This is a genomic window from Collinsella aerofaciens (assembly GCF_032584215.1).
GTDB lineage: Bacteria > Actinomycetota > Coriobacteriia > Coriobacteriales > Coriobacteriaceae > Collinsella.
Window position 1 is genome coordinate 1 of record NZ_JAWHPN010000116.1, and the last position, 474, is coordinate 474.

At 51.5% G+C, this 474-nt stretch carries 2 protein-coding genes; both read left to right on the forward strand.

What is annotated here, in order from left to right; all coding sequences use genetic code 11:
• Window positions 1–96: 96 nt before the first annotated feature.
• The gene (locus RX395_RS10015; protein ID WP_009260790.1) at window positions 97–303 is read left to right on the forward strand and encodes a hypothetical protein; all 207 of its coding nucleotides are present in this window, start codon (window positions 97–99) and stop codon (window positions 301–303) included.
• Window positions 290–474 (forward strand): hypothetical protein (locus RX395_RS10020; protein ID WP_316367353.1); only part of this gene is annotated, 185 nt, incomplete at its 3' end. The genes RX395_RS10015 and RX395_RS10020, both read left to right, overlap by 14 nt.

Below are 474 nucleotides of genomic sequence, written 5' to 3' on the forward strand. Positions count from 1 at the left end.
TATGTACTCAGGATGCGTATTTCGGAGAGGCTGGAGAAAGGGGGATGAACAAAAGATACGCAGGCCGAGGCAGATCACATTGAAACAGGAGGTACTATGAGAGCACAGTTTATCACAGCGTCAGAGGTGGCGGAGATCATGGGCATCAGCCGCAGCAAGGCGTATCAGATCGTCCGAGAAATGAACAGGGAACTGAAATCCCAGGGCTATCTGACCGTAGCCGGAAAATGCCCCGCCCAGTATTTCAAGCAGAAGTTCTACGGCTTCCAGATTCCCGGAGGTGAGCGCAATGACGGAAAATGAGAAAACGACCGCCCTCATCCCATCTGTTGGCGCAGATGGAGGGCAGCCGCCTCACAATTCAACTAACCAGAGCATACCACATGAAACCTGCGAAAGCAATCCCCCGGAGGAAAATATTGAGGAAATGCGTGAGAGAATCCGACGCATGAACGATCCTCGTTATCTTCATAC